This window comes from Streptomyces sp. AcH 505, assembly GCF_000818175.1.
Classification (GTDB): Bacteria; Actinomycetota; Actinomycetes; order Streptomycetales; family Streptomycetaceae; genus Streptomyces.
The window spans coordinates 4,259,621-4,263,695 of sequence record NZ_JTIY01000001.1 but is presented as its reverse complement, the minus strand read 5'-3'; the positions used below and the strand labels follow the sequence as shown (position 1 = coordinate 4,263,695).

At 74.4% G+C, this 4,075-nt stretch carries 4 protein-coding genes; 1 reads left to right on the top strand and 3 read right to left on the bottom strand.

Annotated elements, in window-relative coordinates:
* Positions 1-81 precede the first annotated feature (81 nt).
* Positions 82-1,221 carry a glycosyltransferase family 4 protein gene (locus tag HY68_RS19510; protein WP_041990615.1) on the bottom strand — a complete coding sequence of 380 codons (1,140 nt, stop codon included), beginning with the start codon at positions 1,219-1,221 and terminating at the stop codon, positions 82-84.
* Positions 1,222-1,324: 103 nt separating this feature from the next.
* On the opposite strand from HY68_RS19510, the gene HY68_RS19505 reads away from it, so the two are divergent.
* Positions 1,325-2,563 (top strand): glycosyltransferase family 87 protein, encoded by a 1,239-nt coding sequence (locus HY68_RS19505; protein ID WP_041996616.1) that lies wholly within the window; start codon positions 1,325-1,327, stop codon positions 2,561-2,563.
* Here the strand turns inward: HY68_RS19505 and HY68_RS19500 are convergent.
* Together HY68_RS19500 and HY68_RS19495 are read right to left on the bottom strand one after the other, a co-directional pair.
* Positions 2,520-3,719 (bottom strand): lipoprotein, encoded by a 1,200-nt coding sequence (locus HY68_RS19500; RefSeq protein ID WP_041990613.1) that lies wholly within the window; start codon positions 3,717-3,719, stop codon positions 2,520-2,522. The genes HY68_RS19505 and HY68_RS19500 overlap by 44 nt on opposite strands.
* A 33-nt stretch (positions 3,720-3,752) precedes the next feature.
* The coding region (locus tag HY68_RS19495) for a C40 family peptidase (RefSeq protein WP_041990611.1) at positions 3,753-4,075 on the bottom strand (323 nt) is incomplete at its 5' end.

Genomic DNA, 4,075 nt, shown 5'->3' with positions numbered 1-4,075 from the left:
ACCCCGGAACGACACCCGGCAACAACCGCAACCCAAACCCGCAACCGACCCGCACGGCGACACCGCCGCACGGCGACACCGCTACAACAGCGAACGCAGCCGCGTCGCCAGCAAGTCCCAGCGCCAGCGTTCCTCCACCCACCGGCGGCCCCGCTCCCCCATCCGGCGTCGCAGCTCCGCGTCGCCGAGCAGCGTCACCACCCTCTCCGCCGTCTCCGGCGCGCCGCCTCGCACCACCCAGCCCGTCTCGCCGTCCAGCACCGCGTCCGGCGCGCCGCCCGAGTCGCCCGCCACCACCGGCAGGCCCGTCGCCGAGGCCTCCAGGTAGACGATGCCCAGGCCCTCCACGTCGAGCCCGCCGCGCCGGGTGCGGCAGGGCATCGCGAAGACGTCGCCCGCCCCGTAGTGCGCGGGCAGCGAGGGCCACGGGACCGGGCCCGTGAACCGTACGGACTCGGCGACCCCCGTCGTCCGCGCCAGCGAGCGCAGGGACTTCTCGTACGGGCCGCCGCCCACGATCAGCAGCACCGCGTCCGGCACGCTCGCCAGGATCGTCGGCATCGCGCGGATCAGCGTGTCCTGGCCCTTGCGCGGCACCAGCCGCGACACGCAGACCACGACCGGACGCGACGTCAGGCCCAGCTGTTCGCGTACGGCCGCGCCGCCCGAGCCCGGGTGGAAGGTCTTCTCGTCGACGCCCGGCGGCAGTTGGACCATCCGGCCCGCCGCGGCAGGCGTGAGCGCCGCGGCGATACGGGAGCGGGTGTACTCGCCCAGGTAGGTGATCGTGTCCGTGCCCTCGCCGATGCGGCGCAGCAGCCGGCGGGACGCGGGCAGTTGCGCCCACGCCGCCTCGTGGCCGTGTGTCGTGGCGACCAGGCGGCGCGCGCCGGCGCGGCGCAGCGCCGGGGCCATCAGGCCCAGCGGGGCCGCCGCGCCGAACCAGACCGACTCGCAGCCGTGCTCACGGAGCAGGCCGGCCGCGCGGGCGGTGACCCGGGGCGTCGGCAGCAGCATCGTCGTACGGTCGCGTACCACCGTGAACGGCTGCTCCGCGTCGAACGCGGCCGTCGCCGCCGCGCCCTCCTCGCCGCGCTTCCAGGTCGACGCGTAGACAACCACCCGTTCGGGGTCGAGCCGCAGCGCCATGTTGTGCAGGAATGCCTGGATACCGCCGGGCCGGGGCGGGAAGTCGTTCGTCACGATCAGGGTCTTGCGCATGGTCGCCGACAGTACCGAACGGCCGCGCCGGTTCCGCCGTTGTGGCCCCCGACCCGTCGGCACCGGCATCATGTCTCCCGCCAGTACGTACGAATACGACGGGATGATCATGATCGGCGCACGGTTCCCTGTCGCGGTGTGGATCGTCACCCGGGCGGTGCTGCTGCTCTGTGTCTTCAAGGTCGTCGTGGTGCCGGGACCCGATGTCACCAGCGATGTGTCGGTGATCTACCACGGCTGGTTCGAGGTGCTGAAGTCCGGCAGCTATCCGGTCGGGGACGTCACCTGGCAGTACCCGCCGGCGGCAGCGCTCGCGATCCTGTCGCCCGGCGCGCTGCCGTTCATGGCGTACACGTCGGCCTTCTTCGTCGTGGCGTTCCTCTGCGACGCGGCGGCCTTCGGACTGCTGCTGCGGGCCGGTACCCGGCCGGGCAGGTCGCCGCGCGGGGTCTGGGTGTGGGTGGCGGGGGTGCCGCTGCTGGGGCCGACCGCGTACGCCCGGTACGACCTGATGGTGACGGCGGTCGCGGTGGCGGCGCTGCTCGCCGGGGTCCGGCGGCCCGGTGTGCTCGGCGCGCTCGCCGGGTTCGGCGCGATGCTGAAGGTGTGGCCGGTGCTGGTGCTGCTCGGCACGCCGCGCGGCAGGACCACCAGGGTGTCGTGGGCGGCCGCGGCCGTGACCGGCGCTGCCGTGGTGCTGGTCGCCGCCGTGGCGATGCCGGGGTCGCTGGCGTTCCTGACGTACCAGCGCGACCGGGGCACCGAGGTGGAGTCGCTCGGCGGGCTCGTCTTCCAGATCGCCCGGCACTTCGGCTGGCACGGCCAGGTGCTGCTCAACTACGGCTCGGTGGAGTTCGTGGGGCCGTACGTGCCGCTCGTCTCGTCGGCGGCGATGGCGCTGTCGGTGCTCGCCTTCGGGTGGCTGCTGTGGTGGCGGATCACGGCGCGGGAGTTCACCGCGAGCACGCCCGGCGACGCGGGGTTCGCCGCGGTTCTGCTGTTCACCACGACCAGCCGGGTGATCAGCCCGCAGTACATGCTGTGGCTGGTGGGGCTCGCCGCCGTCTGTCTCGTCCTGCGGGAGAGCCGGATGACCCTGCCCGCCGTGCTGGTGCTGGTCGCCACCGGGGTGACGCTGCTGGAGTTCCCGCTCGGGTTCGGGCATGTGGTCGGCGGTGACCTGCGCGGCGTGCTGCTGCTGCTCGTACGCAACGGGCTGCTGGTCGCCGCGACGCTGTGCGCGTGCGGGCGGCTGTGGCGCGGTACGGTGCCGCGGCGGCGGGAGCCCGCTGCGGACGTCAGCCCAGCCGTTTCCGCAGATAGCCGCGCCACAGCGCGGTGAAGTCGTCGGGGGTCGTCTTCAGCACGTCGTTCAGCGCGTTCTCCACGGCGCCGTCCCTGCCGCCGTGCTCGCCGACCGCCCGGTAGAAGTCGGTGAGGTGCCGGTCGCCCCAGCGGGTCGCGATCAGCTCGCAGGCCAGCCAGCCGCCCTCGTACGCCTGGGCCAGCCGGTCGGCGTCGCCGCCGAACGCGAAGTCCTCGTCGTCGGGCAGCGTGGCGGGGACGTGGCCGAGCTGGACGGCGGTGCGCAGCTCCGGTGCGATCTGCGCTGCCGTGCGGTCGGAGGTGCGGTAGGCGGCCCAGTCGGCGAAGCCCTCGGAGAGCCAGGTGGGGGTGGCGGCCGAGGTGACGGTGCGGGTGGCGACATGGGTGGTCTCGTGGGTCAGCACGATGTGCTGCCCGAAGTCGCCGAGTTCGGCGTACGCCTCGGGGTTGACGATGATCCGGTCGGCGGGTGTCGCCCCCGAGCCGCCGGTCTCCCCCGTCGTGACGGCGGCGATGCCCGTGTAACCGGCGGCCGGTGCCCCGAGGAGCGCCGCCATGGCCGCCAGCGAGCCGGGGACGAGCACGACGACCCTGTGTGCCCACGGGCCCGGCCACGCGGCGTTCACGGCGGGTACGGCCGCGTCGGCGACGGCGGACACGGACCGCAGCACGGTGTCGCCCTGTTCCGCGCCGAGTACGAGGCTGTGGCTGCCCCGTACGGCCGTCACCGGGCCCTGCTGCCAGAGCGCCTGCGCGCCGTCCTCGCCGGGCCGGTCGGCGGTCACGTACCAGCGGCCGTGCCGCTCGCGCAGCTCCAGGGTGCGGGGCGTGGAGACGGGCGCGCTGTCGTAGCCGGCGATGCGGTAGCGCAGGTCGGCCTGGACGGTGGCGCGGTCCCCGGTGCGCCGCACCGGGCCGAGGTGGTACGCCCAGGAGCTGAGCGGCAGGTCGGCGAGGTTCCGGAACTCCGCGCGCTGTGCGGCGCGCAGCGCGTGGGCCGTGGGGTCGACGGCCGCCAGGTAGCCGCTCTCGTCGCGGCGCAGCAGCGCGGCGGCCCTGCGGTCGAGGGTCCGGCCGATCTGCGGGGTGGCCCGGTCGGGCACCGCCGCGGGGGAACCGCAGCCTGCCAGCAGGAGCCCGGCGAGTCCCTGGAGGGCGTTACGGCGGCGCATGCCGGAGATCGTACGGGGTGCCGGGGGTACGGCTCAGACGCGTGTGACGGACGAGATCGGCATCATGCCGACGGGGTCGTAGCGCACCGGAGCGCCGGGGTAGGGGGCGTGGATGACCTGGCCGTTGCCGACGTACATCGCGATGTGGCTGGCGTCGGCGCGGTAGGCCACGAGGTCGCCGGGCCTGGCCTGGGAGAGCGGGATCTGGTGTCCCGCGTAGCGCTGGGCCTGTGAGGTGCGGGGCAGGCCGACGCCCGCGCGTGCGTACGACCACTGCATGAGGCCCGAACAGTCGAAGCCGGAGGGCCCGTTGGCGCCCCAGACGTACGGCCGGCCGAGGGCCTGTCTGGCCGCCA